The 26,827-nt window shown below is 63.1% G+C and carries 21 protein-coding genes; 9 read left to right on the top strand and 12 right to left on the bottom strand.

The window, feature by feature from the left end:
- Positions 1-18: 18 nt before the first annotated feature.
- Positions 19-1,473 (top strand): GTPase HflX, encoded by a 1,455-nt coding sequence (gene hflX / locus HMPREF3166_RS03135; protein WP_035003718.1) that lies wholly within the window; start codon positions 19-21, stop codon positions 1,471-1,473.
- Positions 1,474-1,500: 27 nt separating this feature from the next.
- Here the strand turns inward: hflX and HMPREF3166_RS03130 are convergent, their stop codons facing one another.
- Both HMPREF3166_RS03130 and lexA read right to left on the bottom strand, forming a co-directional pair.
- Positions 1,501-2,298, bottom strand: coding sequence for a DeoR/GlpR family DNA-binding transcription regulator (locus tag HMPREF3166_RS03130; protein WP_035003720.1), 798 nt, complete (start codon positions 2,296-2,298; stop codon positions 1,501-1,503).
- 60 nt (positions 2,299-2,358) lie between these two features.
- Positions 2,359-3,159 (bottom strand): transcriptional repressor LexA, encoded by an 801-nt coding sequence (lexA, locus tag HMPREF3166_RS03125; RefSeq protein WP_035003725.1) that lies wholly within the window; start codon positions 3,157-3,159, stop codon positions 2,359-2,361.
- A 333-nt stretch (positions 3,160-3,492) separates the two neighbouring features.
- On the opposite strand from lexA, the gene HMPREF3166_RS03120 reads away from it, so the two are divergent.
- Together HMPREF3166_RS03120 and nrdR are read left to right on the top strand one after the other, a co-directional pair.
- Complete coding sequence (locus HMPREF3166_RS03120) at positions 3,493-3,876, top strand: hypothetical protein (RefSeq protein ID WP_035003728.1); 384 nt, start codon at positions 3,493-3,495, stop codon at positions 3,874-3,876.
- A gap of 90 nt (positions 3,877-3,966) precedes the next feature.
- A complete protein-coding gene (gene nrdR, locus HMPREF3166_RS03115; protein WP_035003731.1) occupies positions 3,967-4,458 on the top strand; it encodes a transcriptional regulator NrdR in 492 nt (163 codons plus the stop codon).
- A gap of 13 nt (positions 4,459-4,471) precedes the next feature.
- On the opposite strand, the gene hrpA is transcribed toward nrdR, so the two are convergent.
- Positions 4,472-8,491, bottom strand: a complete 4,020-nt coding sequence (gene hrpA, locus HMPREF3166_RS03110; RefSeq protein ID WP_070487604.1) for an ATP-dependent RNA helicase HrpA — start codon at positions 8,489-8,491, stop codon at positions 4,472-4,474.
- A gap of 249 nt (positions 8,492-8,740) precedes the next feature.
- Here hrpA and HMPREF3166_RS03105 point away from each other — a divergent pair, with 249 nt between their 5' ends.
- Both HMPREF3166_RS03105 and HMPREF3166_RS03100 read left to right on the top strand, forming a co-directional pair.
- Entirely contained in the window at positions 8,741-10,819 is a 2,079-nt protein-coding gene (locus HMPREF3166_RS03105; RefSeq protein ID WP_070487602.1) for a neutral/alkaline non-lysosomal ceramidase N-terminal domain-containing protein, read from the top strand.
- A 71-nt stretch (positions 10,820-10,890) separates the two neighbouring features.
- A complete protein-coding gene (locus tag HMPREF3166_RS03100; RefSeq protein ID WP_035003739.1) occupies positions 10,891-11,853 on the top strand; it encodes a hydrogen peroxide-inducible genes activator in 963 nt (320 codons plus the stop codon).
- Positions 11,854-11,885: 32 nt separating this feature from the next.
- Here the strand turns inward: HMPREF3166_RS03100 and HMPREF3166_RS03095 are convergent, their stop codons facing one another.
- Positions 11,886-14,444 (bottom strand): DEAD/DEAH box helicase, encoded by a 2,559-nt coding sequence (locus tag HMPREF3166_RS03095; protein ID WP_035003742.1) that lies wholly within the window; start codon positions 14,442-14,444, stop codon positions 11,886-11,888.
- 6 nt (positions 14,445-14,450) lie between these two features.
- Positions 14,451-15,470, bottom strand: coding sequence for a PAC2 family protein (locus HMPREF3166_RS03090; RefSeq protein WP_070487600.1), 1,020 nt, complete (start codon positions 15,468-15,470; stop codon positions 14,451-14,453).
- A gap of 217 nt (positions 15,471-15,687) precedes the next feature.
- Here HMPREF3166_RS03090 and HMPREF3166_RS03085 point away from each other — a divergent pair, with 217 nt between their 5' ends.
- Entirely contained in the window at positions 15,688-17,187 is a 1,500-nt protein-coding gene (locus HMPREF3166_RS03085) for a DUF4192 domain-containing protein (RefSeq protein ID WP_246816913.1), read from the top strand.
- Here HMPREF3166_RS03085 and galE read toward each other — a convergent pair.
- The 6 genes from galE to HMPREF3166_RS10295 form a co-directional block, all read right to left on the bottom strand.
- Complete coding sequence (galE, locus tag HMPREF3166_RS03080) at positions 17,144-18,178, bottom strand: UDP-glucose 4-epimerase GalE (RefSeq protein WP_192816638.1); 1,035 nt, start codon at positions 18,176-18,178, stop codon at positions 17,144-17,146. The genes HMPREF3166_RS03085 and galE overlap by 44 nt on opposite strands.
- A 13-nt stretch (positions 18,179-18,191) precedes the next feature.
- On the bottom strand, positions 18,192-18,914 hold the full coding sequence (locus HMPREF3166_RS03075; RefSeq protein WP_035003749.1) for a metal-dependent transcriptional regulator: 723 nt from the start codon (positions 18,912-18,914) through the stop codon (positions 18,192-18,194).
- A gap of 99 nt (positions 18,915-19,013) precedes the next feature.
- On the bottom strand, positions 19,014-20,045 hold the full coding sequence (locus HMPREF3166_RS03070; protein WP_035003751.1) for a sigma-70 family RNA polymerase sigma factor: 1,032 nt from the start codon (positions 20,043-20,045) through the stop codon (positions 19,014-19,016).
- 232 nt (positions 20,046-20,277) lie between these two features.
- Positions 20,278-20,748, bottom strand: coding sequence for a D-aminoacyl-tRNA deacylase (dtd, locus tag HMPREF3166_RS03065; RefSeq protein ID WP_035003752.1), 471 nt, complete (start codon positions 20,746-20,748; stop codon positions 20,278-20,280).
- Between the two features lie 67 nt (positions 20,749-20,815).
- On the bottom strand, positions 20,816-22,480 hold the full coding sequence (locus HMPREF3166_RS03060; RefSeq protein WP_246816912.1) for a N5-glutamine methyltransferase family protein: 1,665 nt from the start codon (positions 22,478-22,480) through the stop codon (positions 20,816-20,818).
- Between the two features lie 45 nt (positions 22,481-22,525).
- Positions 22,526-22,963, bottom strand: coding sequence for a DUF3099 domain-containing protein (locus HMPREF3166_RS10295; RefSeq protein WP_237746254.1), 438 nt, complete (start codon positions 22,961-22,963; stop codon positions 22,526-22,528).
- A gap of 59 nt (positions 22,964-23,022) precedes the next feature.
- On the opposite strand from HMPREF3166_RS10295, the gene HMPREF3166_RS03050 reads away from it, so the two are divergent.
- The 3 genes from HMPREF3166_RS03050 (at position 23,023) to HMPREF3166_RS03040 (ending at position 25,468) form a co-directional block, all read left to right on the top strand.
- Complete coding sequence (locus HMPREF3166_RS03050; RefSeq protein WP_005295046.1) at positions 23,023-23,265, top strand: DUF3039 domain-containing protein; 243 nt, start codon at positions 23,023-23,025, stop codon at positions 23,263-23,265.
- Positions 23,262-24,980, top strand: coding sequence for a DEAD/DEAH box helicase (locus HMPREF3166_RS03045; RefSeq protein WP_035003754.1), 1,719 nt, complete (start codon positions 23,262-23,264; stop codon positions 24,978-24,980). Before HMPREF3166_RS03050 ends, HMPREF3166_RS03045 begins: the two co-directional genes overlap by 4 nt.
- 113 nt (positions 24,981-25,093) lie before the next feature.
- A complete protein-coding gene (locus HMPREF3166_RS03040; protein ID WP_049050497.1) occupies positions 25,094-25,468 on the top strand; it encodes a DUF308 domain-containing protein in 375 nt (124 codons plus the stop codon).
- An 18-nt stretch (positions 25,469-25,486) separates the two neighbouring features.
- On the opposite strand, the gene HMPREF3166_RS10175 is transcribed toward HMPREF3166_RS03040, so the two are convergent.
- Positions 25,487-26,827, bottom strand: a 1,341-nt coding sequence (locus tag HMPREF3166_RS10175; RefSeq protein ID WP_246816910.1) for an RNA polymerase sigma factor, incomplete at its 5' end; no start/stop codon positions are given.

The following is a 26,827-nucleotide window of genomic DNA, read 5'->3' as shown; positions in this document are numbered from 1 at the left end:
AGGTAAAAATAGAGCGTAATGACGGAAAAGACGGATAAAACCGAACACACTACACACCTTTATGATTCGCACGCGGCGCCCACGGTCGGCGAGCTCGATCTGGAGGAGCGCTCGAGCCTCCGACGGCTATCCCGCGGAGTAAATACCTACACAGACGAACAGTCCGACGGCTACGACGTTGAGTACCGCAAGCTGAGGCTGGAGAAGGTCGTGCTGGTCGGCGTGTGGACCACCGGGACGATCGCGCAGGTGGAGGCGAGCCTGGAGGAACTGCGAGCCCTGGCCGAAACCGCAGGCTCCGAGGTGGCCGAGATGCTCTACCAGCGGCGCGACAAGCCGGATTCCGGCACCTATATCGGCCGCGGCAAGGTCGAGGAGCTGAAGTCCGTGGTGCAAGAAACCGGTGCAGATACCGTGGTCTGCGACGGTGAGCTGAGCCCGGGCCAGATGATCGCGCTTGAGAAGGCACTGGACGTCAAGGTGATCGACCGGACCATGCTAATTCTGGATATCTTCGCCCAGCATGCGAAGTCCAAGGAAGGCAAGGCGCAAGTCTCGCTGGCGCAGATGGAGTACCTCATCACACGCGTGCGCGGCTGGGGTGGCGCGCTGTCCCGGCAGGCCGGCGGTCGTGCGGGATCCAACGGCGGCGTGGGCCTGCGCGGTCCGGGTGAGACGAAGATCGAGGCGGATCGCCGCCGCCTGCGTTCCGACATGGCGAAGCTACGCAAGGAGATTGCGGCGATGAAGACCTCGCGCGAGGTCAAGCGAGAGCGGCGCGATGCGTCGGCGATTCCTCAGATCGCGATTGCGGGTTACACGAACGCGGGCAAATCCTCCCTGATTAACGCACTGACGGGTGCGGGTGTGTTGGTTGAGGATGCCCTGTTCGCCACCCTGGATCCGACGACGCGCCGCGCGAGCCTGGCGGACGGTCGCACAGTGGTGTTCAGCGACACGGTGGGCTTCGTCCGCCACCTGCCCACGCAGCTGGTGGAGGCGTTCCGTTCCACTCTGGAGGAAGTCCTGGCCGCCGACGTGGTGCTGCACGTTGTGGATGGCTCCGACCCGTTCCCGCTGGAGCAGATCAAGGCAGTGAACACCGTGATCGGTGGGATCGTGGAGGAATCCGGGCAGGAGGCGCCGCCGGAGATCTTGGTCATCAACAAGATCGACGCAGCCGACCCGCTGGTGCTGGCGGAGCTGCGGCACCGCATTCCGGATGCCGTGTATGTGTCCGCGAAGACAGGGGAGGGCATTCCGGAATTGGAGGCCCAGCTGGAGTTGTTCCTCAACTCGCTGGATTCTCACGTGACCCTGCACGTTCCATTTGACCGTGGCGATGTGGTGGCCAAGGTCCACGAGCTGGGAACGGTGATTGCGGAGGATTACGACGCGGCCGGAACCAAGCTGGACGTCCGGCTGCCGAAGGTGGTCGCCGCCGAGCTGGAGGAATTTGTCGTCACTGAGTAGCTAGTCGGCGGAGCTAGTCGGGCGGAGCTAGTCGGCAAAGGTGACGTCGATGCCTAAGTTTCTTAGTTCGTTGACGTACGGCTCGGGGGCGCCGCGGTCGGTGACGATGGCGGCGATGTCATCGATGCTGGCGAAACTGACGAGGTAATCGAGGCCGAACTTGGTGGAATCGCACAGGGCGACTACCGAATCGGAGTTGGCGACCATGGCGCGCTTGATTGCCCCCTCTTGAGCATCTGGGGTGGATAGGCCGTGGTCGATGGTGAGCGCGTTGGTGCCGATAAAGGACACGTCCGCATGTAGTACACCGAGGGCGCGGGTGGCTAGGTCGCCGACGACGGCCTGGGAGGCCGCCCGGACGTGCCCGCCGATCAGCTGCACATCGCAGCGCGAGGATTCCGCCAGGGTAGTGGCGATGAACAACGAGTTCGTGACGATGTTCAGCTTCGGCGCCATGAGCTTCGGGTCGTTCGTTGCGTTGGCTTCCGCGATTGCTTCGGCGAATACGCCCGTGGTGGTGCCTGCGTCGATGAACACGGTTCCAGAGGGTGGCAGCAGCTGCACCGCTGCCCGGGCGATTGCGCGCTTGGCCCCGAGGGCGGCCTTCGACCTGGTGGCGAGCGTGGTGAAGTCCGTACGGAAGTTCTGTACGGGTACGGCGCCGCCGTGGACGCGGAAGAGCTCGCCGCCGTCGTCGAGGACCGCTAGGTCGCGGCGAATTGTTTCTGCGGTGACGCCGAACTTCTCCGCCAACTCATTCACAGTTACCCTGCCGTGAATGGCGGTGAGGGAGAGTATCTGACGGCGCCGTTCTGCTGATTCCATAAGCGTCATTTTAGTTGCTTGCGGGTGGGAAACGGCGGCGTCAGAACCAATGGGGGGAACCTAGATCTTGCGCAGGACCGCGGCGACCTTGCCCAGGATCGTCGCTTCCTCGGCGGGAATGGGTTCGAACAGCGGATTGTGGGGGATCAGCCACAGGCCGTCGGAATCCTTTTGGAACTCCTTGACCGTTGCCTCCCCGTCGATCATTGCCGCCACGAAGTCGCCGAACTCGGCGACGGACTGCGAGCGGACGACAACCCAGTCACCGTTGAAAATGCCCGCGTCGTGCATCGATTCGCCCACGACCTGAAGCAGGAAGAGTTCGCCGTTGCCCACGAGCTCCTGAGGGAGGGGGAAGTGGGCTTCGACGTTCTGCTCCGCGAGAATCGGGGCGCCGGCAGCGATCTGGCCGACGACCGGAACGTAAGTTGCCTCCGGCATGATCTCGCCGTCGGCGGCCGGCTCCGGAGCTGAAGCGTTGGCCTTGGGCTTGCTGGTGTTGTTCTTCGTGCCCTCGTTGCCCAGCTGGCCACCGTCGAATGCCCGCACGTCGACGGCGCGGGGGCGCTTGCCATCACGGCGAAGGTAGCCGCGCTTCTCGAGTTGGGTGAGGTGGTAGGAGACCGAAGATGTGGAGTGCAGCCCCACTGCGTCCGCAATCTCGCGGATGCTCGGTGGATAGCCACGGATGACCGTCGAATCCTTAATGACCTCCAGAATGCGGCGCTGGCGGGTGCTCAAGGCAGGCTTCTGGCCATCCTTCTGGGCCTGCTTCTCCGCGCGCTTGTCGGCTTCCGACTTCGGCGGGCGGCCAAGCCGCGGGCGCGGTGTGGGGCTATCGGTGGAATCGTCGGTGCTCACGGGATCTACCTCGCTCGGTATTCGGTGTGGATTCGGTACTCGGCAGTAGCTGTTCGCTTCAGCTGTCTCAATCGACTTTACCCGATAAAAGGAGAATTTCTAGTGTGTGTGTTCGAAAAAGTTTAGATTCCGCTAGACACGTTCGAACGGGCGTGCTAAATTTCTGAATGTAACCGGAATTAGAACACGTGATCTAGTGTTCTATTAATTATCCACAACATGTCTGGCGCAGATGGTTCACTGTGAATCGCAGCGAAGCAAGTCTTGTGCACCGCCTCGAAGGTGGCGCCGATGCGCTGCTGATATGCCGCCAATACACCAAGGAGTAAGTAGATGACCACCTCGATCGTACGCCCTGCAACGTCTCGCCAGTCTGCGACCTTCCGTTCTTCTGCCACGCGCGCCCGGGTGACGCGCCACGATCGGGTAGCCCCGCTGCGCCAGCCGCGGGTGCTTAAGCCGGATTGGGATCAGGTGAGTGAGGGGCGCAAATCGAACACCTACGGCTACTCTACGGCGCCGGTAGCCCGTTCGATATCCAGGGAGAGGGCTGCGCGGATTTCGGGCGCTAACGAAAGGGTGTTCGAAGTACAGCCGAACCGTATCGAGGCGATTCGGGCGCGTGTGGATCGCGTGGTTCACTCTCCGGGTGCGACCATGGTGTCCTTGGGGGCAATGTCCGCACTAGTTGGCCTCGCGCCCATGCTGATCCCTTAAGGAGGATCCATCTAGGTGGCGAACAAGTCTGTCGCGTCTGTAGCTTCTGTATCTTCTGTCCCGTTGAGGTGAAGGACTAAGCTGGGTGGCGTGTTGTGCCCCTCTTGCAGTTCTGAATCCTCCCGCGTAGTCGACTCGCGCTCTATCGAAATGGGCGTATCCATTCGCCGCCGCCGTGAGTGCAGCGAGTGTCAGACGCGTTTCACGACCATCGAAAGATCCGTCCTGTTGGTGGTCAAGCGAAACGGGGTGACCGAGGAGTTCAGCAGGGAAAAGGTCATCAAGGGCGTTCGGCGGGCATGCCAAGGGCGAGACGTCTCTGATGACGCTTTGAAGCGCCTTGCACACGAGGTGGAGCAGGCAGTGCGCGTGGCACATGGGTCACAAGTCCCCGCTAACCAGATCGGCTTGGCGATCCTCGACCCGTTGCGCACCCTAGACGAGGTTGCATATCTGCGCTTTGCCTCGGTGTATAAGTCCTTCAACTGCGCCGAAGACTTCGAGCAGGAGATCGAATCCCTGCGGGCGCACCGCCACGCCCTAGCTGAGCCTCAACTGGAACCCACCGACGAAGAAAACTAGCGGCGAGGATAACCTAGCGAATCTTCTCCAGCTTCTTCCGGATTCGCTGCAGGGAAACCGAATGAGCCGTGCCGAGGTTCTGGGCGAAGAGGCTGACCCGGAGCTCCTCGATCATCCAGCGCACCTCCTTAATCTGCGGCGAGGCAGCCCGCGCAGTAGGTAGGCGCTTCTTGGTCTTTTCTAATAACTCGAAGGCCTCCTGGACCTCATCGTCCAGATCCTCCTCCTTGTCCGGATCCGTCTTCATCAGCTCCAGGCGTGCACGCATCGCCTCCACATAACGCGGAACATGGCGCATGTGCTCAATGCCATTACGAGCGATAGCGTGCTTGCCCAAGAAGAAGTCGAGTTGTGCGCGCATATCGTCGATAGCCTCGCCCGACCAGCCCTTAAGCTCCGCTGACATATCGGCTACCGCCAGCACCGCAGGAGCCAGGGCAACGACATACTGCCGCACCCGGCCCGGCCCCTGGGATCGTGCGGTCCCAACTACCTCCTCGCACTTCTCCGGATCGCGGATCACCGGCCCCAGCTTCATCAGCATGTCGCGGCATGCCAGCGCCACAACGTCGTTCACCAGGCCGTCCACGCCCCCGGGAGTATTCTCCATGGCCACCCGCTGGCGCAGCGGCAGCCCCTTGATCATCTGCTTCGGCGACACAGTGCAGGCCGCAACCATCATGTTCAGCACCGTCGTAAACTGCTGGCCGTCCGCCGCCTGCTTGGTGGGGAAGGCCTTCAAGGTCACTCGGCCCTTTGCTGAGCCCTCTGTACCCTCTGCACCCTCTGAGCCGCGCTTAGAGATGACGATCGCCGGGTAGGTGTTGAGGGTCTGACCATCCACCACCGTTTCCACCGTTTCCGGCAGCACGCCGATGCCATCCGCGGTCCACGCATCTGCAGTGGCCAGCACGCCGGTGGACGTTCCGGCCTGTTTCTTCGATCCCTTCCGGCGCGGCGGCGTATGCTGCGCCACATCGCTCGGGGCAGCGGTCTTGGAACGCGCGGCGGCCTGCGCAATCGCGGACGTGACCTGCCCGGCCAGCTTGTTCTGCAGGTACTGCAGGTCGCGCGACTTCTCGATCACGTTTCCTCGGCGGTCGATGGCGGCAAACTGCATGCGTAAGTGCCCGGGAACCCGAGACCAGTCGAAGTCCTGTGCGGAGATCCCCTGGCCGCCGAGCTCGCGCAGCGCCTCGGCCAGCGCAAACCCAAACTCCCCGTCAAAGGGAACCATCCGACGCAGAGCAGCAGCGGCGAAGTTGCTGGCGGGCACCACACTCGTGCGCAAAGGCTTGGGCAGGGAACGGATAAGGGCGATCGCCAGCTCCTCCCGCATACCGGCCACCAACCAGCGAGTTTCCGGTTCGGAGACGTTCGCCAGCAGGGGTATCGGCACGCGCATTGTCATGCCGTCGTCCGGGTCGCCAGGCATAAAGACATAGCTGAGCTCGAACTCCAGGCTGCCCTGCCGCCACACGTCGGGGAACTCATCGGCAGCCTTCGCCGCCTCCTCCGAGTCGATCAGCGCGTCGAGCGTGAAATCCAGCTGGTGCGGGTCTTTATGGCGAGCCTTCTTCCACCAGGAATCAAAGTGCCGGGAGGAAACGATCTTCTCTGGCAAGCGGGCGTCATAGAAATCAAAGAGCGCTTGATCGTCGACGACGATGTCGCGGCGGCGAGCCTTGTCCTCCAATTCGGTCGCCTCGGAGAGAAGGTTCTGGTTGTGGGCGAAGAAATGGTGGCGGGTTCTCCAATCGCCCTCCACAAGCGCGTGCCGAATGAACAGTTCGCGCGCCAATGCCCGGTCCACCTTCGACGCATTGACCATCCGGTCGGCGACGATCGGCAATCCCAGAAGCAGCACCTTTTCGTGCACCATTGCCGCCCCGCGGGAGGACGACCACACCGGCTCGGAATAGTTGTACTTCACCATGTGCGGGGCGATTGCCTCGATCCAGCTCGGGTCGATGGGCCCTACGGTGCGGGCGAACACCTGCGAGGTTTCCACCAGCTCAGCGGCCATAAGCCACTGCGGGGGCTTCTTGGACACGTGCGAGGAAGGGTGCACCACAAAGTGCGAGCCGCGGGTGCCGGTGAACTGCTTGGAGTTGCCTTCGCGCATTCCCACGTGTGTCAAAAGGCCGGTAAGGATGGACTTGTGAACCAGATCCTCGTCGATCGCCTCCGGCTCGAAAACCAGCTCCCTCACGTGGCGAATATTCGGAATCTTCCAGCTAAGGTCCTGCACGACAGACAGCATCTGGCGCACCAAATCCATCCACTCGCGGACGCGCACGTAGTGGATAAACTCCCGCTGGCACAGCTTGCGGAACTTGTTCGCGGACAGCTCCTGGCGCTGTTCCTGCAGGTAGTTCCAGAGCTTCAGCAGGCTCACAAAGTCGGAGTTCGCCTTAAAACGCGCGTGCATTTCGTCAGCCTGTTGCTGCTTTTCCAAGGGGCGTTCGCGCACGTCCTGGATGGACAGGGCGGACACGATGACCGCAATGGGCTCGATGATGTTGTTCGCATGCCCGGCCGCCAGCATGCGCGCGAGCCGCGGATCGGTGGGGATGCGCGCCATGTCGCGGCCGATGGGGGTAAGCGCTGCGTCCTTTGTTGACGCCAACGCTCCGAGCTCCTGCAGCAGAGCCACACCGTCACGGATGGACTTGTTGTCGGGTGCCTGCAGGAACGGGAAGCGTTCAATATCGCCTAGGCCAAGGGCGGCCATGGACAGGATCACGCTGGACAGGTGGGTGCGCAGGATCTCCGGGTCGGTGAACTCGGGGCGCGCCTCGAAGTCCTCTTCGGAGTACAGGCGGATGGCGATGCCGTCGGCGATGCGGCCCGAGCGGCCGGAACGCTGCTTGGCGCTGGCCTGGCTGATGGGCTCCACCGGCAGGCGCTGAACCTTGGTGCGGTTGGAGTAGCGAGAGATGCGGGCATAGCCAGTGTCCACGACGTAGTGGATGCCAGGAACCGTCAGCGAGGTTTCCGCGATGTTGGTGGCCAGCACGATGCGGCGGCGTGGCCCGGTGCGGAACACACGGTGCTGCTCGGCGTTCGAAAGGCGACCGAACAGCGGTAACACGTCTACCTTGCGTGCCCCGCCGGCGCCGGCGAACTCACCTTCCAGTGCCTCGGCGGCATCGCGGATCTCGCGTTCGCCGGAGAAGAAGCACAGGATGTCGCCCTCGCCGGCGCGCATCAGTTCCTTACACGCAGCGACGAGTCCGTCCAGGGGATCTGTCTCCACCTCGATGACCTCGCCGGTTTTCGGGTTCTCCCGTTCCGTCACGAGCGGGCGATAGCGAATCTCCACCGGGTAGGTACGCCCCGAGACCTCGATGATGGGGGCGGGGGAACCGGAAGCGTCCGCAAAGTGCTCCGCGAAGCTCTCGGGGTCGATCGTCGCGGAGGTGATGATGACCTTCAAGTCCGGCCGCTTCGGCAGCAGCTGCTTCAGGTAGCCCAGGAGGAAGTCGATGTTGAGGCTGCGCTCGTGGGCCTCGTCGACGATGATCGTGTCGTAGTCCCGCAAGAGGCGGTCGCGCTGGATCTCGTTGAGTAGCACACCGTCGGTCATGAGCTTTACGGCGGTGTGCTTGGAGATCGTATCGTCGAAGCGGATCTTGTAGCCGACCAGGGAAGTGTCGTCGCCGATCTGCTGGTCGAGTTCTTCCGCGATGCGCTCGGCGACACTGCGAGCTGCGATGCGGCGCGGCTGGGTGTGACCGATCACCTTGGTGCGTCCGCGGCCGAGTTCCAGGCACATCTTGGGAATCTGGGTGGTCTTACCCGAGCCGGTTTCACCGGCGATGATGACCACCTGGTTGTCCTCGATGGCCTTCTTGATGTCCTCCCGCCGCTCGGAGACCGGCAGGTCGGGGTAGGTAATCGGCGGAATGGTGCGGATGAATTGCGGGCGGCGGCGCTTGTTTGAGCGTCGCCGGGAGCGCCTGCGCCCCTGCGGCTTGCCCTGGGCGCGGCCTTCATTGGTGGGGGAGGCCGACCCGTGCGCGTCCGTCATGTGTGAATCACCCGTCTCGCTTGCCAGAATTTCCCCGTGTTTACGGGGCTGAACAGGCCGATTCTAGCAATGAGCCTCCAGAGGAGGAACCTGCACCCCTGAACAGTTTTTACCCCCAAACAAGATTAGAGGACCATAAATGTTTGCTTAATATACACAAACTGTCCCGCAGTCCCATGGATTCGGTCTAGTCTTTCGCTAGTCAAAACAATCTAACTTTTTAAGTAGTTTTGAGAAGCGAGAGACCTCATGTGTGAACACGGCCAGAACGCCACCCCGAACAATCTGCAGAACCCGCTGAAGTCCCAGCTCAGCCGTCGCAACTTCTTCCGTGGAATGGCTGCGGTATCCGGCACCGTACTCTGGGCCTCCGCCGGTGCGCCCGGAGCAAGCGCGCAGGAAGCTAGTGGCGGCAGTGGAGGAGGCTTCCACGTCGGCCGCGGTCTGGCGGACATGACCGGCGAGCCCTGGGGCGCCGGCATGTTCGGCTACGCCGTGGACGAGCAGAAGACCGTCGGTATTCAGCGCCGCCAGTACGCCCGCGCGTTTATTTTTGTTGACGCCAACCGCGACAACTCCCGTTTCGTCCACGTCACCTGCGACGTTGGGCTGATGTTCCAGTCCATCCACCTGGAGGTGCTCCGCCGCCTCAAGGAGAAGTTCGGGGACCTGTACGACCAGACCAACGTCGTGCTTACGGCCACCCACACTCACGTGGCTCCAGGCGGCACGTCCCAGCATTTGATGGTCGACATCACCCACGGTGGCTTCCGCCCGAAGACCTTCGAGGCTACGGTGGCGGGAATTGTTACCGCCATTGAACGCGCGCACGCGGACATCCAGCCTTCAGACGTCACGGTTGCTGAGACGACGGTCGCTGATGCGGGCGTCAATAGGTCAGAGACCTCGTGGGACCGCAACCCCGAAGAGGACAAGAAGGCGCTACCCAACGGGGTGGACACCCGCAGTGTGACCCTCCATGTTTCGCGCGGTGGCAAGCAGGTCGGCTTGATCAACTGGTACTCGCTGCACCCGACGAGCTTCGGCGCGGAGTACAAGCACATCGCAGGCGACAACAAGGGGTACGCCGCCTGGGCGACCGAGGAAGCTCACGGAGTGGTGCACCGCCACCCCGAAGATGCGCCGTTTGTCGCTGCTTTCGCCAACATGACGCCCGGTGACATCACGCCGAATATGGGATTGACGCCCAACTCCGGGCCGGGAGCAGACGAGCGCGAATCTGCGCAGATCCTCGGTGAGCGGATGATGGCGGCGACCAATGACCTAGGCAAGGACTGGTCAGCAGGTGGTATCGACGGGCGCATGCGATGGGTGAACTGCCCGCAGCTGGTAGCCAGCCCGCGCTTTACCCCGGACAAGAAGGAGCACAAGCTGGGGCCGGCGATTCTGGGGGCGGCTTTTGCTGCGTCCTCGCAGGAAGACGGCGGCGGTGTGCCCATCCTGGGCTTCAATGAGGGCGAGCGCGGTGGTAATCCGTGGGTGCGCGACCTCAACAACTTCCTTTCGCCCCAGGAGATCAAGGATATCCACGGCCCGAAGGAGGGCCTGCTGCCGATGGGCTACATCGACGGCATGATCCAGCAGGTTCACCCGTTCACGATCCACCGCCTGGGCTCGTTTGTGCTGGTGAGCCTCGGCTTCGAGCCAACGGTCACCAGCGGCTTGCGCATGAAGCGCACCGTGGCAGCGGCGCTGGGCGTGCCTGAGAACACCATCGTGGTACAGGGGTACACCAACGCCTACGGCCACTACATCACCACGCCCGAAGAGTACGAGGCGCAGAACTACGAGGGCGGTGCGACGATTTTCGGCCAGTATCAGCTGCCCGCGTTCCAGGACGTGCTCGACGAGATGGCCCGCGCCCTCAAGGAGGGCAAGCCCGTGGAGGTCGGGCAGCCCGCAGGTGACCTGACGGGGCTGATCCCGAATGTGCCGGGCAGCGACAACTGGATGGATGCGCCGCCGCCGGGCAAGAAGTTCGGCGAGGTGCTGGAAGCGCCCAGGGAGGTGAAGGCCGGCTCGCGGGCGCGGGTGGTATTTGTAGGCGCGAACCCGAACAACGACATGCGCCACGGCGAGGGCTACGTGACGATCGAGGACGCCAGCGGGAAGGTGGTCGCGGACGACTCTAGCGAGAACACTCTAATCACCTTCGAGAATTCTTTCGGGCAGACACGCACCACCGTCGAGTGGGGCACACGCGATGTGCAGCCCGGCAAGTACACCGTGCGTCTCAAGGGCGATTGGAAGGCCTTCCTGGGCAAGCTTTCGCCCTTCGAGGGGACCGCTGAACTACAGGTGAGCTAGATATAGGGCAAAGGTACTTATTTTTCCGGTTGTAATTATACTTTTCTAATAATTGCTGTAGAGTTGAGGACGTGGTTCAAAGAGAGTATCGACCAACAGTTGCCCAACTACGTACCTTCGTGACCATCGCCGAACACGGTCACTTCGGCACCGCCGCCTCGCACCTGGGGATCTCCCAGCCGTCGCTGTCTCAAGCGCTGGCAGCGCTGGAGGCGGGGCTTGGCGTGCAGCTGATCGAACGATCCACTCGCAAGGTCATCGTCACCCCGGTGGGGCGGGGACTGCTGCCATTCGCGCAGGCGACGCTGGAGAGCTTGGAGACCTTCGTCACCCACGCCCGCGGCGCCCACGGCGGCCTGGTCGGCTCGCTGGCCATCGGCATGATCCCCACCGTCGCGCCGTACATCCTGCCCGACGTGCTGCACACGGTTAACGACGTTGCCCCGAAGCTGGAGCCGCGCATCGTGGAGGAAAAGTCCCCGCTGCTGGTCGACGCACTACGCCAGGGCAAGATCGACGTTGCCATTCTCGGCATGCCGGGCGAAGGCGGCGGACTGAACACCGTTGACCTGTACACCGAAGAGTTCGTGCTGGTTCTGCCTGAGGGCCACCCTCTGGCCGGTCGTAAGGACCTGGCGGTCGACGAGTTGAAGAACATCGAGCTGTTGCTGCTGGACGACGGGCACTGCCTGCGCGACCAGATCCTGGAGCTGTGTCGCACCGTGGACATGGCCAACGACCCGCGCCATTCCGTGACCCGCGCCGCAAGCCTGTCCACGGTAATCCAGCTGGTAGCTGCCGGTTTGGGTGCGACCCTGGTGCCGCTGTCCGCGGTGGCCGTGGAGTGCCAGCGCCCGGGAATTTCCCTGGCGACGTTCGCCGGCGGTGCCGTGCGCGCCGGCCGTACGATCGGCATGGCCTACCGCTCCAGCTCCACGCGCATCGACGACTATGCGGCGCTGGGGGAGATCGTGGCGCAGTCCTTCAACCACGTGGCGAAGGATAGCCGCCGCGTGCTGGAGACCTACCTCTAAGCCAGTGGTTAGCCCGGGGTTAAACCTGCGGGCTATCCCTGCACGATCGTGAGCTCCGACAGGCGGATCTCACCGGCCTCGTCCGTCGCGGCGAGGTCCACCACACCTTCCAGCGCCCAGCCGTGGTCGCCTTCCGGATCGTCGATGATCTGACGGACGAACCAGCTTCCGGCCTCGGAGCCGGTGCCTCGCTTGATGAGGATGTTCTTATTTGACCGCGCGGCGGCGTCCACACCAACATCCGCATACTCGTCGAAGTAGTCGTCCATCGCGGCGGGCCAGTCCGGCGGCGAGTCCAGGTATTCGTCCATCTCCGCAAGCTCGCGCTCTTTTTCGAAGGCGAAGAGCTCCACGTGGCGGAAGAAGTAGTTGCGCACCATGCGGGTCAGAGCCTGCGGGTTGGCGGACAGCAGGTTCGTATCCTCCACCCCATAGGCGTGCTCGGCGACCTGATCCTCGGTCAGCGGGGCATCCGGGTCGGCCATCTGCACCCACTCGTCGATGAGGGAGGAATCGACCTGGCGGATCAGTTCGCCCAGCCACACGAGGATGTCGTCAAACTCCTCGGAGCGGTAGCTCTCCGGCACCGAGTGCTCCAGCGTGCGGTAAGCGTCCGTCAGGTAGCGCAGCACCACGCCCTCGGAGCGGCCGAGCCCGTAGGTGGACACGAAGTCGGAGAAGGTCATGGCCTTTTCCACCATGTCACGCACGATGGATTTCGGGCTGATCTGGAAGTCCCGGGCCCACGGGTTTCCCTCGCAGAAGGTGTCGTATGCCTGGTCTAGCTCGTCGGCCAGCGGCATGGGCCAGGTGATGTCTTCGACGATGGCCATGCGTTCGGTGTAATCGACGCCCTCTGCCTTTAGCGCCGCGATCTCCTCACCCCGCTCCGCTTTCTGCTGGGCTATAAGCACTTGTCGGGGATCCTCTAGCACGGCCTCAAACGTCGAGATGACGTCCAGGGCGAAGGTTTCGGACTCCGGATCCAGCAGCTCCAGGGCGGCCAAAGCGAAGGGGGAGAGCGGCTGGTTCAGCGCGAAGTCGCGGCTTAAGTCCGCGGTCAGGCGTGCATCCTTGCCGCTGGGCGTATCGGCCGCATACTCCTCGACAACGTCGGCGTTGATAAGCCCGCGATACAGCTCGATCGTTCGCAGGATGGCCTTGTTCTGCTTCGATCGCGTGTCATGGTTGGTGCGCAACAGGTGCTTGAGCGACTCAAAGGTCCACTGGTCGCGGGCGACCACGTTCAGCAGCATCGAGTTGCTCATGCGGAATTGGCTGGTCAGCTCCTCCGGCTCCGCGTGGGTGAGCCGCTCGTAGGTCGACTCGCTCCAGGTCGCCTGGCCTTCCGGCGCCGAACGCTTGCGCAGCTTCTTGATTTTCTTCGGGTCGCTTCCCGCGCGCTGACGGAGGCGGAAGTTTTCGATCTCGTGTTCCGGGGCTTGGACCACGACGGTGCCTTCCGTGTCGTAGCCCGCTCGGCCCGCACGTCCAGCGATCTGGTGGAACTCCCGGGACTTCAGCACGCGGTGCTTCACCCCGTCGTACTTCGTAAGCCCCGTCATCAGTACGGTGCGGATCGGCACGTTGATGCCCACGCCCAGGGTGTCGGTGCCGCAGATGATCTTCAGCAAGCCCTTCTGGGATAGCCGCTCGACCAAGCGACGATACTTCGGCAGCAGACCCGCGTGGTGCACGCCGATGCCCTTGCGCAGCAGGCGGGAAAGGGTCTTGCCGAAGGCGGAGGTGAAGCGGAAGTCGCCGATCTCCTCGGCGATGGCGGCCTTTGCCTCGTCGTTCACCAGCTTCATGCTGGTCAGGGCCTGGGCACGCTCGATGGCCTCGCGTTGGGTGAAGTGGACTATGTAGATCGGCGACTTGCCGTCGCTGATCAGCTCTTCCACCGTCTCGTGGACGGGGGTGTAGACGTAGTGAAAGTCCAGTGGCACGGGCCGGGTGGTGCCCGTCACCAGGGTGGTCTGCCGGCCCGTGCGCTCAGTGAGGTCATCCTCCAGCCACTTCGTATCGCCCAGGGTGGCGCTCATCAAAAGAAACTGCGCATTGGGGAGTTCCAGCAGCGGAACCTGCCAGGCCCAGCCGCGATCCGGCTCGGAGTAGTAGTGAAACTCGTCCATCACTACCTGGTCGATCTTCGCCTTCGCACCATCGCGCAGGGCAATGTTGGCAACGATTTCGGCGGTGGCGCAGATGATCGGTGCCCCACCATTCACTGTGGCGTCACCAGTCATCATCCCGACGTTTTCCGGGCCGAAGGTTTGGCAAAGGTCGAAGAACTTCTCGCTCACCAGGGCCTTGATCGGCGCGGTGTAGAAGCTGCGCTGCTTGCGTGCCATGGCGATAAAGTGCGCGGCGATGGCGACCATGGACTTGCCCGAGCCGGTGGGGGTGGCCAGAATGACGTTGTCTTGGGCGACCAGCGCGGTGGCCGCCTCCTCTTGGGCGGGGTAGAGGCTAATGCCGCGGTCGCGCGTCCAGCCGAGGAAGGATTCCAGAATTGCGTCGTCGATTAGCGACTCTGGAACCTCGTCCAGGTCCGGAAGTAGTTCTGCTAGTTCGGCGGCAATACCCACTGTTTTCTAGTTATCCTCTTGCTCGTCGGAGTCAGCGCGGTTCTCGTCGGACATGTTCTGCAGGAACGCCTCGAACTCCGCGCCCAGCTCTTCGCCGGTTGGGATGTCCTGGCCCGGCTTCAGCAGGTTGTTCTCTCGCTTGCGACGCATGCGTTCCATCTCTGCGTCGTATTGGTGCTCGAGGGCGCTGACGACCGTGGCGATCTCCTGGGAGTCCTCCACCTGGTCCTGCAGCTGGTGCTGCACCCGCTCCAGTTCCTTCTCCAGCGCCTTCAGCGGCAGGTCGCGGTCCGCGACTTCCCCGAAGGCCTGCAGTAGGCGCAGCGTCGCCTCCGGGTAGTCCGAGGCCGCAATGTAGTGCGGTACGTGGGCGGTCAGCCCGATCGTCTCGAATCCGTGGCGGTTCAGCTTCTTCTCCGTCTCCAGCGCGGCCGCGCCCGGGACGATCATCCGGGAGTCCCAGGTGTGGAAGTCCTGGATCAGCGAGGAATCCGAAGCGTGCGCGGAGATCACCAGCGGCCTGGTGTGCGGCACCGTCATCGGCGCTGAGTATAGGGAGGCAACCATGCCTACTTGGCCACGCCGGGCCAGGTCCACCACGGCATCGCTAAACGCGCCCCACTTCAGATCCGGCTCGAGTCCACTGAGCAGCAGGAATGGGCGACCCTGCGTGTCCTTCACAAGGTGCAGGTCCAGGCGCACATCGTCGCTATCCACAACCTTGGAGTTATCGATGGTCACACCGGGCCGGCGGGAGCGGTAATCGATCAGCTCGTCTACCTTGAACGAGGCCACTGGGCTGTGTTCCAGGGCGGCTAGCAGGTGGGAGCTGGCGCTGGAAACGGCCTGTCCCGCGTCGGCATAGCCCTGCAGCGCGACCAGCATCGGTAGCTCTTCGGCGCCGTCCTCAGCGCCGCCAAGCCCCGCGGTAGCGTCCGCAATGGAGGGGCGGTCGAACTGGATCGGAGCCGGGTATTCCATCTCGTACATCCGACCCGCGGCCTTGCGCTCGTGGCGACCATTCATAGTTTCGCTCTCCCTTCCGGCGGAACCCTTGTCCAACCAAGCACTGTCTGCCAAGCCTATCAGGCAGTTCGGACAACCTAGCCCGAGACGGCGCGTATTTCGAACAGCTAGAAAGCTGTATTCACAGTTTTGAGTTATCCACAGGTCCCTGGGGCAACGCCTAGTCCAGCGGCCTCCGCGGCCGCGTCAAAAATTTTTCTCGGCGAGTATCTGCGGTATGAGCAACTCACCAGAACACAACGATCAGAACGCACAATCTATTCCCGCGCCCGCCGCCTCCGCGATGCCAGCTCCCTCGGTCCACCTCGGGGCCGACAAAGGAAAGCTCATTGCGGCCATTCCGTCGCTGTTGGGCTTCCCGCCCGTCGATTCGATGGTCATCATCGGCCTCGTCGCCTCCACCGAACCCACCGAACCGATCAACACCGGCACTACCGGCCCCGCCCCGCTGCCAGAGAACCACCGCCGTTTCCGCATCGGCCCCGTCCTACGCTGCGACCTTATCCCCGCAGCCGTGACCGAAGCGGCTCGCGGTCTCATCAATATTCTTTGTGACGCCCCAGCGGCAGAGGCCATCATCCTCACCATCGGCGACATGGATGACCGCCTGCGTGCCTGTGTAGCCTCCGCCATCAAGCAGCTCCAGGACGGATGTGTGGAAGTTCAGTCGGCGCTGGAGGTCTCGCAGATTGCCACGGGGAAACCGTGGACAGATGTCCTAGACGGGGAGACGGGCACTGTCGCCAGCGTGGAAACCAACGAGCTGGCGGACATCAGCGCACTCAGTGGTGCGCGCCGCATGGGCGACAGAGAGGAAATGGAACGCTGGCTAGATCCCGCGAACATCGCAGCACCGGATTGGATGTTGCAGGATCGCGGGGAAGCCACGACGGTCGACCTGATCCAGGTACTAGTCGGGGTGGCTGCCGTGGCGGAAGGCCAGCGAGTGCTGGAGGAGGAGTGCGAAGACGAGTACCTGATCGATAGTCTCGCCGCGATCTGCTGCGACGAATTTCTGCACACGGTAGTTATCGCATGGTCGCTCGGTGTAAACAGCGCCATCCTGCGGGAGATGTTGGCAAGTACCGCGCGGCGGACGACGGGATCGGTGCGACGACGGGTGATGTTGATTCTGGCACTGGTGGCGTCGGCTAACGACGAAGGAGTGCTGGCCTACCACACGCTTACGCGCCTGCTGGAGGAGCTCGAGGCGGACCTCTACACCGAGGATGCGTGCGCGAAGCTGGATCTGTTGGAGCACGCCGACGATCCGGCTGCGCTGGCTGCCGACCCCGAAGCAGCGCTGGAAGACATTTTGCGTGGCGTGGAGGATGCCGATGAGTCCGATATGCAGCCACAGCTCAGTGCCTTGGATGAGTTCACCGCGGACATCGCGATCGCGGCGCTGGACGCGCACCAGAGGGGCAAGATCAAGCTGCTGCTGTCCAAGGCCGTGCGCGCGGCATGTACGGTCATGGCGAATGTGCAGATGGATCTGGACGCGGCGGAGGATCTAGATGATCCGCGCAGCCAAGGCGATACGGACGATTCTGGCGAGTCGGAAGGAGCCGGGTGGGTTCCGGAGCGCAGCTACATCACAGTCCGGGAGTACGCCGGGCTTGATCTCGCCTGGGAATACGAGCGCCTACTGCAGACCGTGGACTGGGACGCGGTTAACGCTGTGCGGAATGCAACCTATCACCCAGTTGTCCGCTAAACGCCCAGGCATCCGAAATGATCGTATGCAGGTCGGAGCGGGTCGGGTTCCAACCGAGCTCGGCCTTCGCCTTGGCGGAGGAGGCGATGAGGGTGGCGGGGTCGCCTGCACGGCGCGGGGATTCCACGGCCGGAATCGGGTGGCCAGTTACCTCGCGGCAGGTGTCGATCACCTGGCGTACGCTAAAACCATCACCGGAGCCGAGATTGAAGATGCGGTGCTGGCCGGCAGCGTTAGAGGCCGCGGCTAGCAGGTGTGCGTCCGCCAAATCCCGAATGTGAATGTAATCGCGCACCGCAGTCCCGTCAGCGGTGGGGTAGTCGGTGCCGAAGATGGAGATGTGCTCCCGGTGGCCGAGGGCTACCTGCAGCACCAGCGGAATCAGGTGCGTCTCTACCTTGTGGTTTTCCCCAATGTCGCCGTACGCGCCGGCGACGTTGAAGTAGCGCAGGGAAGTCGCGGCCAGCCCGTAAGCGTTGGCATAGGAGGTGATCATGTGGTCGATCGCCAGCTTGGATGCGCCATAGGGGTTGGTGGGGGCGGTGGGCATATCCTCTGTAATCGGAACCTGCTCGGGTTCCCCGTAGGTAGCGGCGGTGGAGGAGAACACGAGGTTCTGCACTCCGTGCTCGCGCATCTGATCCAGCAGGTACAAGCTGGTTCCCACGTTGTGGTGCCAGTAGATGTCCGGCTTTTCCACCGACTCGCCGACCAAAGAGCGGGCGGCGAAGTGCATCACGGCGGCAACGTCACCGGCTGCGAAGACGTCGGAAATGACGTCGCGGATGTCACCCTGAACAAAGGTAGCGCCCTCTGGCACGGCGTAGTCGTTGCCGGTGGACAGGTCGTCGACGACCGTCACGCGGAAGCCGTGTTCCAGCAGCACGCTGGCACACACGCTGCCGACATATCCGGCACCGCCGGTGACGACAATGTGGGAGGAAGGGGATAGGGCAGAAGAGGAAAGATCGATGCTACTCACATGCCCCACGCTACCGCACTGATTAGCTAACCTTCTCCACTCGCACGGCGTGGCCGAGTTCTTCCGGAATTACCATGGCGCCGTTGTCGTTGCTGAACTCCAGGCCGTCCTCGGTGGCAACCAGGCTCACAACGCTGCCCGGGCGCATGTCAAGCGCATGGAACTTAGCCATCAGCTTGTACTCGACCTGGATGATTTCGTTGATGCTGAGGATCTTCACCTGGATCGGCTCCGACGGCTCAATGTCGGAGGCGCGCTGCGAGGTTCCCTCCTGCAGGGCGTTAACCTTCTCCAGCATCTCCGCGCGCTCGGCCTCCGGGATGCCCTCCACCAGCTCGTCCAGCCCCGGGATCGGGTTGCCGAAAGGAGAGGTGGCGTATTCGCTGAGCACCTTTACCAGTTGGACCTCGACCTCGTCGCCCATGACGTGTTCCCAACGGCAAGCCTCGTCGTGCACCTTTTCCCACGGCAGGCCGATCACATCAGTAAGCAGGCGCTCTGCCAAGCGGTGCTTTCGCATCACGGCGGTGGCCAGTGCGCGCCCCTGCGCGCTGAGCTTTAGGGAGCGATCCTTCTCGACGGTCAGAAGTTCGTCGCGCTCCATGCGGGCGACGGTCTGGCTCACGGTCGGACCGGACTGGTCGAGCCTCTCGGCGATACGGGCGCGTAGCGGTGGGATGCCCTCTTCTTCCAACTCGTAAATCGTTCGGAGATACATCTCAGTGGTATCGACGAGATCCCTCACGTGCGCTACGCCCTTTCTGTGCTTGTTGACTTCTCACGATTATAGCCCCGTCCACATTGGGAGCGGGGCAGAAGTGTAGGTACTGGTTCTACAGCGGGGTTAAACCGCGTACTCGCGCAGCTTGTCCGCCCGGTCGCCTTCGCGCAGCTTCGCCATGACCTCGCGTTCGATCTGGCGGACGCGCTCGCGGGACAGCCCGAAGCGACGGCCGATCTGGTCCAGCGTGCGGGGCATCCCGTCATCCAGGCCGTAGCGTAGCTTGATCACGTCCTGCTCGCGCTCCTCCAAGGTGCCCAGGACTGCGCGCACATCGGAGTGGCGCAGGGAAGCAACCACGGCGGTTTCCGCGTCAGTCGCCTCGGAATCTTCGATGAAGTCGCCCAGCGGGGCTTCCTCGTCGCTGCCGACTGGCATGTCCAGGCTCACCGGATCTCGGGACTGCTTCAGCAGCATCTCGATCTTGGACTCCTCGATGCCGGACTCCTCCGACAGCTCTTCGTTCGTGGCTTCGCGGCCCAGCTGCTGGTACATCTCCCGCTTGATGCGGGACAGCTTGTTGACCTGCTCGACGAGGTGGACGGGAAGGCGGATGGTGCGGGACTGGTCGGCCATGCCACGGGTGATGGCCTGGCGAATCCACCAGGTCGCGTAGGTGGAGAACTTAAAGCCCTTGGTGTAGTCGAACTTTTCCATCGCGCGGATCAGGCCCAGGTTGCCCTCCTGGATGAGATCCAGCAGCGGCATTCCGCGGCCGGTGTAGCGCTTCGCTAGGGAGACGACCAGGCGCAGGTTTGCCTCCAGCAGGTGGCTGCGGGCTGCCTTGCCCTCGCGGGCGAGAACCTTCAGGTCGCGCTTCTTTGCGCGGGTTAGCTTCTCGGCGTTGGCCAGCAGGTACTCGGAGTACAGGCCTACTTCGATCCGCTTCGACAGTTCGACTTCGTCCTCGGCGGTCAGCAGCGCGGTCTTGCCGATGCCGTTGAGGTAAACGCGAACCAAGTCCGCCGACGGGTTCTCGTTGTTTCCGCGCCGCCGACCCTTGTCTTCCTTTTTATCGCTATCGTCGGCCGAACCGCCGTTGCCCTTACCGCTGTTGATGCCGTTGTACTCGTCATCAATCATGGAGTTTTTCATAGTGCTGGTGTGCCTCCCGTGGCTCGATAGCGCTCAAGCTCTTCAAGATTTTTCTCGTTTTGTGCCGAAGCTCTAAGGGGTTAACGGACATCTTCGATGAATTGTTCCCCACCCACCCCCTAGGAGGGAACCGTGCTTACCCCCGCAATAGGGTTTAGCGTCGCGTTTCGCCGCAGATGCGGTCGCCAATATGCCCTTCTAACTGGCGAAATGCGGGTCGGTGCGGGCCGGTCTACGTTTCTACCAGCACGGTGAACGGCCCCTCGTTTACGCTAGAGACCTTCATCATGGCTCCGAATCGGCCTGTTTCTACAACTATTCCCCGCTGGCGCAGTAGTTCGGCGATGCGGTCGAACACCGGTTGCGCGGCCTCGCCCGGTGCCGCGTTCGCCCAGGAAGGTCGCCGCCCCTTCTTTGTCTCGCCCATGAGCGTGAACTGACTGACCAGTAGAATCTGCCCGCCCACTTCCTCAACCGAGTGATTGCGCGGGCTATCCCACGGCTCGCCAGCAGCGGGCAGTAAGCGCAGTTCGGCGATCTTCCGCGCCATCTTTTCCACAGCCGCCTCTGCCACGCTCTCGTCTGCAATGTCGGCCACGCCGATGCCGACGAGGGCCAGCAATGCAGGGCCTTGTACCGATCCGACGACCTCGCCGTCCACGGTCACCTCTGCACTGCTGACTGTGCTCACTACTGCTTTCACCGTTGTTCTGCCTTCCTTCCAAAAAATTTTTCCGGGTTCTAGAGCATCCAGGTTCTAGAGGTTGCCTCTAGTACAGATCACGCAAATCTTCCGGCACGATCATTCCGTGCCGCACTAGGTCCACCGCGATCGGCACCAGTTGATCCACCAGCTCCTCGGCGCTGATCCCCAGCTCGTCGCCGTGCACCGCGTGATAGAACTCGGCCACGTCGCGCAGGTTTAGCCCCTCCCAGCTGAGCCCTGCCAGAATCGTTGCCAGCACACCGTCGACCTCGTGCGACCAGCCCGGGCCGTCGATGCGGGTTAGTCGCGCGCTCTCGTCGCCGAACCCCTGGTCGGTGGCGCTCGCTGTTTTTTCTAGTATGACGCCCCGTCCCAGCCGGTAGCGGCTCTCCGCCACCGCTGTGGCAGCGGAGCGGCCGGGAACCTCCAGCTGGTCGATCCACCGGCAGCGAGCGAACCACTGGGCGGCCTCCAGGCCGAGGTACGCCCCGGCCGGTAGCGCATGGTCGAGCGACTCGACGGTCAGCTCGGTGGCGCCCTCGAACTTTTCAATGTGGATCCAGCCCAGGCCGATGCGGGTGATCTGGTGGCGGGCGAAGAAGTCCAGCCATTCCGTGGTGCGTAGTTGGCCCGCGGTGCTCCGGGGATCGATGCTTTCATCGCGCAGCCAGGTGGTCACGTAAGTGGCAACGTCCACCTCGTCGCGCTGCAAAACCCAGGCGCGGGCGCCCTCGTCGGGCAGCCAGCCGAGGATCCGTTCGGCGGCGGAGCTGGCAGCATTGCTGCCTTCCTCGCCGAGCGCCCAGCCGATCAGCAGGTGCGCGTGGCCTCCCGGCGCCAGGTGCTGAACTGATTGTTCGACCACTAGCTTGCTGGCTGCGTCGAGTGGCAGGCCGGAGTCGCGGTACACGTGCCCTTCTTCCGCATCCAGATCCACGGAAGGGCCGATGACGAAGGGAGGGTTGGCGACGATGACGTCGAAGGCGCCAGCGTTGGTGGACTGAGCACTAAAGGGCTCGAACCAGGAGCCCTGCACCCAGTTGACCAGCGGTGATTCCAGGCCTTGTGCAGCGGCGGCCACGCGGGCGTAATCCAGGGCGCGGGCGTGGATGTCGCTGCCAAAAATTTTTGGCGGCTCGGCTCCGGCGTTGGCGGCCAGCACCAATGCGAGTACGCCGGAGCCCGTGCCGAGATCCAGCACCCTTGCATCTGCAGGCAGCTGGGGGATGGAGTTGAGCAGTGACAGGGGAGCGTTGCCGACTCCGGGAACGTGGCCCGGGCCGGGAACGCGCTCTTCCAAGGAAGCGTCCGGATCCGACAGCACCTGCACCTCCGTGTCACCGTGAGCCGGGTGGTGGACAGGCCGGATGTCCAGGTTCAGGCGTAGCAATTCTGCACTGTCATCTGCGTCTTGCGCGGATTGCTGCTCCACGGGGATCAGCGCATTCTCCGCCACCAAGCCGGAGGTCACCTCGGCCCCGATGAGATCCCGGAAGAAGGCGGCAGGCTGGGGGCGTCGTAAATAGACAGCAGCGACGAGCTGGGCGGCCGCGGACCCGCGCCGCGACAGGTGCCATGTGGCGGCCGCGGGCGAACCCGATTGGGCGGCGGCCACTCCCTCCACGCCGAGCGCCTCCAAGATCAACACAGAGCCGTATCCTCGCTCGACTAGGGTGCGAACCAGCTGTTCAGTGGCTTTACCGGGCGTGCACAGGGGAAAGTCGGGCATTGAAGTTCCTTGATGAGTCAGTGCTAGTTGGGCGCTAGATCGGCGTTAGGAAGAGGACTGATCGGGGTTGTACTCGATGATCTCCGGGTGCGAGGAGTTGGATTCCAGCATGGGGCGGGAAGTCTCCCCGGCAAGAGCAGCGCGCTGGGCACGACGCTGCTCACGGACGAGGGCAGGCTTGTAGACCTTGTTCGTGGTCTCGTCCACCTGGCCGGATTCGTTGGCTAGCAGCACGGCGATCCAGGGCAGAGGCAGGCTTACCGCCGCCACGCACACCGCGAGGGCGGCGTTATGGGTGAGCAACATCACCAACGCGGCGAGGGCGAGGATGGGAATGCGCAGAAGCTGCAGCACGGCGTAAAGCCTGCGACGGTGGTGCCATCCCTGCAAACGCGAACTCTTGGCATCGGTGATAATTTCCACCTGTGAAGCTCGCTTGGTCCGGGATTCACCTCCCGTTTTCCTTTTTCGTGCATCAGCCATAGACCTAACGCTAGTACGCAGCTGGAAAACAAGCAGATTCAGGGGCATGATGGTGAACTGTGAGTAACCCAAGTACGACAACGATTGAGCGCCCCGAAGTCAACACGGATACGACGACGGATGACGATGTACCGAAGTTCTTCCACTACGTGAAGAAGGACCAGATCGTCGAATCCGCCGTGATGGGCAAGCTGGTCGTGGCTCTGTGCGGCGAGACCTTCCCTGTGCGCAAGCAGGCCAAGCCGGGATCGCCTGTCTGCCCGGATTGCGAGCAGATCTACAAGGGGCTGCGCAAGAAGTGAAGCACCTCCGCCTATGGCAGCAGGAGGCACTGAACAAGTACGTCGAGGCCAGCCCGAAGGACTTCCTGGCCGTGGCGACCCCGGGTGCGGGTAAGACGACCTTCGCCCTGACGATTGCACGGTTGCTACTGGATACCCGTGCAGTGGACCGGCTGGTTATCGTGGTGCCCACCGAACACCTGAAGGTGCAGTGGGCGCAGTCCGCCGCGGAGCGGGGAATCGCGCTTGACTCCGAGTTCACCAACTCCTCGCCGTTCAACAACGCCTACGACGGCGTGTGCGTGACCTATGCCCAGGTGGGCATGAAGCCTACGAAGCACTACCAGGTAGCCACCGCCAAGAAGGCGCTGGTGATCCTGGACGAGATCCACCACGCCGGCGACGCAAAGAGCTGGGGAGACGGCGTGCGCATGGCCTACGAGCACGTGGAACGCCGCCTCGCGCTGACGGGTACGCCCTTCCGCTCCGACGATTCCCAGATCCCCTTTGTGCGCTACGAAGCCGTGGAGGGCGCCGACGGCGCACTCGTGTCCTCCGCCGACTACACCTACGGCTACGCGGATGCGCTGAAGGACGGAGTCGTCCGCCCGGTGGTGTTCCTGGCCTATTCCGGCCAGGCACGCTGGCGCAACTCCGCCGGCGAGGAGTTTGAGGCACGCCTGGGCGAGCCGCTGAACGCAGAGCAGACCGCGCGGGCGTGGCGCACCGCGCTGGACCCCAAGGGCGACTGGATCCCCGCCGTACTCAATGCCGCGCAGACGCGCCTGCAGCAGCTGCGCGAGACCATTCCCGACGCGGGTGGCCTGGTGATCGCCACCGACAAGACCACGGCGCGCGCCTACGCGCGGATTCTGGAGCGGATCAGCAACACCCCGGTGACGGTGGTGCTCTCCGACGAGGCGGGGGCTTCCGAACGCATCAAGGAGTTCTCCGCCAGCACCGACGAGTGGATGGTGGCCGTGCGAATGGTCTCCGAGGGCGTGGACGTGCCGCGCTTGGCCGTGGGCGTGTACGCCACATCCTCTTCCACACCACTGTTCTTCGCTCAGGCCATCGGCCGTTTCGTGCGCTCCAGGCGGCCGGGGGAGTCGGCGTCAATCTTCCTCCCCAGTGTGTCCGTACTCCTCGAGTTAGCCTCCAAGATGGAGCAGCAGCGCAACCACGTGCTCGGCAAGCCCCACCGACAGAACGAAGGCTGGGACGACCAACTCCTACAACAAGCCAACCAGGAGCAAAACGAGCCGGAAGAGGACAAAGGCTACGAGTCCGTCGGCGCCGAGGCCGAGCTCGACAGTCTCATCTACGACGGTTCGACCTACGGCACGGCCACCTTGAGCGGGTCGGAGGAGGAGCAGGCATACCTTGGCCTACCCGGTCTTCTGGACGCCGAACAGATGCGTACGTTGCTGCGTCAGCGCCAAGCCGAGCAGTTGGACGCGCGGGCGAAGGAAGAGGAAGAGCGCCGCAAGCAGGAGAAGCAGAGGCCGGCCGAAGAGGGCAGTGGCGCGGACTTGCGCAATAAGCGCGTGGCCAGCGAGGAACTCCCGGCCCTGCGCAAGGAGTTGAACGCCCTGGTGTCTATGAAGTCCGCCCGCACCGGCAAACCGCATGGGCAGATTCACAACGATGCGCGGAGAAACTGCGGCGGGCCGTCCACGGCGCTGTGCACGGCACAGCAGCTACGCGACCGCATCGCTTACCTAAGAGACTGGTGAGGATGGATAAGGGGGACACCGGGAAAGTGGGGTAAGATACACCGCGGCAAGCAACGGCGGTGTATCGCCGGATGCCTAGAGGCAAGCGATCCCGGAGGGAAGGAAACGGCACGATGGCTCGAGAAGACTACATCGATCTGGATAAGTCCAACGCGCAGGAGGTCGAACTCCAGAAGATCGCGCCGCGCAAGGTCAGCGGGCTGAGCCTGGCCGCCCTGATCGTGGGTATCCTGTCTATCCCGGCGGCGATGTTCCCCCTGATCGGCATCGTGGTGGCAGCGGTGGCGATCCTGGTGGGAATCGCATCGGTGGTCATCGCGAACCGCCGGGGCACGCAGCGCAGTTACGCGATTATCGGACTGGTGCTGGGGGTATTGGCCATGGCTATCGCGATCTTCTTCACCCAGGTGGCCATGAAGAGCATGGAGGGTTGCGAGGATCTGCGTGGCACGGAGTTCTCCGACTGCGTGAAGAACAACCAGAACTAGTGCAGAACTAGTCCAGAACTAGTCCAGGTAGTCGCGCAGCACCTGGGACCGCGACGGGTGGCGCAGCTTGGACATCGTCTTCGACTCGATCTGGCGGATGCGCTCGCGGGTAACCCCGTAAACCTGGCCGATTTCGTCTAAAGTGCGCGGCATGCCGTCGGTCAGGCCGAAGCGCAGCTTCACCACGCCGGCCTCGCGCTCGGACAGTGTGTGCAGCACATCCTGCAGCTGATCCTGCAGCAGGGTGAACGAGACCGCGTCGACGGCCACGACGGCCTCCGAGTCCTCGATGAAGTCGCCCAGCTGGGAATCGCCCTCGTCGCCGATGGTCTGGTCCAGGGAAATCGGCTCGCGGGCGTACTGCTGGATCTCCAGCACCTTGTCCACGGTGATGTCCATCTCGCGCGCCAGCTCCTCCGGAGTGGGCTCGCGACCCAGGTCCTGCAGCAGCTCGCGCTGAATGCGGCCCAGCTTGTTGATGACCTCGACCATGTGCACCGGGATACGGATGGTGCGGGCCTGGTCGGCCATGGCGCGGGTGATCGCCTGGCGAATCCACCAGGTGGCGTACGTGGAGAACTTGTAGCCCTTCACGTAGTCGAACTTCTCGACTGCGCGGATAAGACCCAAGTTGCCCTCCTGGATCAGATCCAGGAACGCCATACCGCGGCCGGTGTAACGCTTGGCCAGGGACACCACGAGGCGCAGGTTGGCCTCCAGCAAGTGGTTCTTAGCGCGGCGCCCGTCGCGGTCGATTTCGCGCAGGTCGCGACGGTGCATCGGGGAGAGCTTCTCGCCCGACTCCTTGATCTCCTGCAGACGATAAGCGGCGTACAGGCCGGCCTCGATGCGCTTGGCCAGGGAGACCTCTTGCTCCGCGTTCAGCAGCGCGACCTTGCCGATCTGCTTCAGGTACGCACGCACCGAGTCCGCGGAAGCCGTGAGCTCGGCATCCTTTCGAGCCTGGCGCAGCGCTGCGGATTCGTCCTCATCCCAGACGAAGCTGCCGTCCTTCTTGTCGTCTTCCTCGTCGGAATCCTCGGAGTCTTCGTCGTCCTCGTCATCATCGTCGAGGTCGTCGTCATCGTCCTCGAGATCGTCGAGATCCTCCAGGTCGTCGAGGTCTTCGTCCTCATCCATGTCCTCGAGCGCATCGAGTTCATCCGGAGCGTCTGCGTCCTCGTCATCGTCGAAGTCGTCCCGTTCTTCTACGCTATCCGGCGCATCCTGCTGCTTGGCCGAAGTAGCGGCGGTGCCGGCTGCAGCTACGTCCTCCTCGAGGACCTCCTCAGCCGCCTTTGCCGCCTTGGTGCCGCGCTTCGCGGTAGTCTTCTTCGCGGTTTTCTTGGTTGCCTTCTT

This window comes from Corynebacterium sp. HMSC08A12 (assembly GCF_001807485.1).
In the GTDB taxonomy this organism is placed as follows: Bacteria; Actinomycetota; Actinomycetes; order Mycobacteriales; family Mycobacteriaceae; genus Corynebacterium; species Corynebacterium evansiae.
Note: the sequence above shows the minus strand (reverse complement) of the source record. Positions and strands in the feature narration are given on the sequence as shown.

Excerpts from the sequence above, each read along its gene's own strand:
- HMPREF3166_RS03130 (WP_035003720.1), bottom strand. The coding sequence starts at position 2,298 with ATGGAATCAGCAGAACGGCGCCGTCAGATACTCTCCCTCACCGCCATT.
- HMPREF3166_RS03040 (WP_049050497.1), top strand. The coding sequence starts at position 25,094 with ATGGCTCGAGAAGACTACATCGATCTGGATAAGTCCAACGCGCAGGAG.
- HMPREF3166_RS03060 (WP_246816912.1), bottom strand. The coding sequence starts at position 22,480 with ATGCCCGACTTTCCCCTGTGCACGCCCGGTAAAGCCACTGAACAGCTG.
- hflX (WP_035003718.1), top strand. The coding sequence starts at position 19 with ATGACGGAAAAGACGGATAAAACCGAACACACTACACACCTTTATGAT.
- HMPREF3166_RS03120 (WP_035003728.1), top strand. The coding sequence starts at position 3,493 with ATGACCACCTCGATCGTACGCCCTGCAACGTCTCGCCAGTCTGCGACC.
- HMPREF3166_RS03085 (WP_246816913.1), top strand. The coding sequence starts at position 15,688 with ATGAGCAACTCACCAGAACACAACGATCAGAACGCACAATCTATTCCC.
- HMPREF3166_RS03090 (WP_070487600.1), bottom strand. The coding sequence starts at position 15,470 with ATGAATGGTCGCCACGAGCGCAAGGCCGCGGGTCGGATGTACGAGATG.
- hrpA (WP_070487604.1), bottom strand. The coding sequence starts at position 8,491 with ATGACGGACGCGCACGGGTCGGCCTCCCCCACCAATGAAGGCCGCGCC.
- HMPREF3166_RS10295 (WP_237746254.1), bottom strand. The coding sequence starts at position 22,963 with ATGGCTGATGCACGAAAAAGGAAAACGGGAGGTGAATCCCGGACCAAG.
- HMPREF3166_RS03105 (WP_070487602.1), top strand. The coding sequence starts at position 8,741 with ATGTGTGAACACGGCCAGAACGCCACCCCGAACAATCTGCAGAACCCG.
- HMPREF3166_RS03070 (WP_035003751.1), bottom strand. The coding sequence starts at position 20,045 with ATGAAAAACTCCATGATTGATGACGAGTACAACGGCATCAACAGCGGT.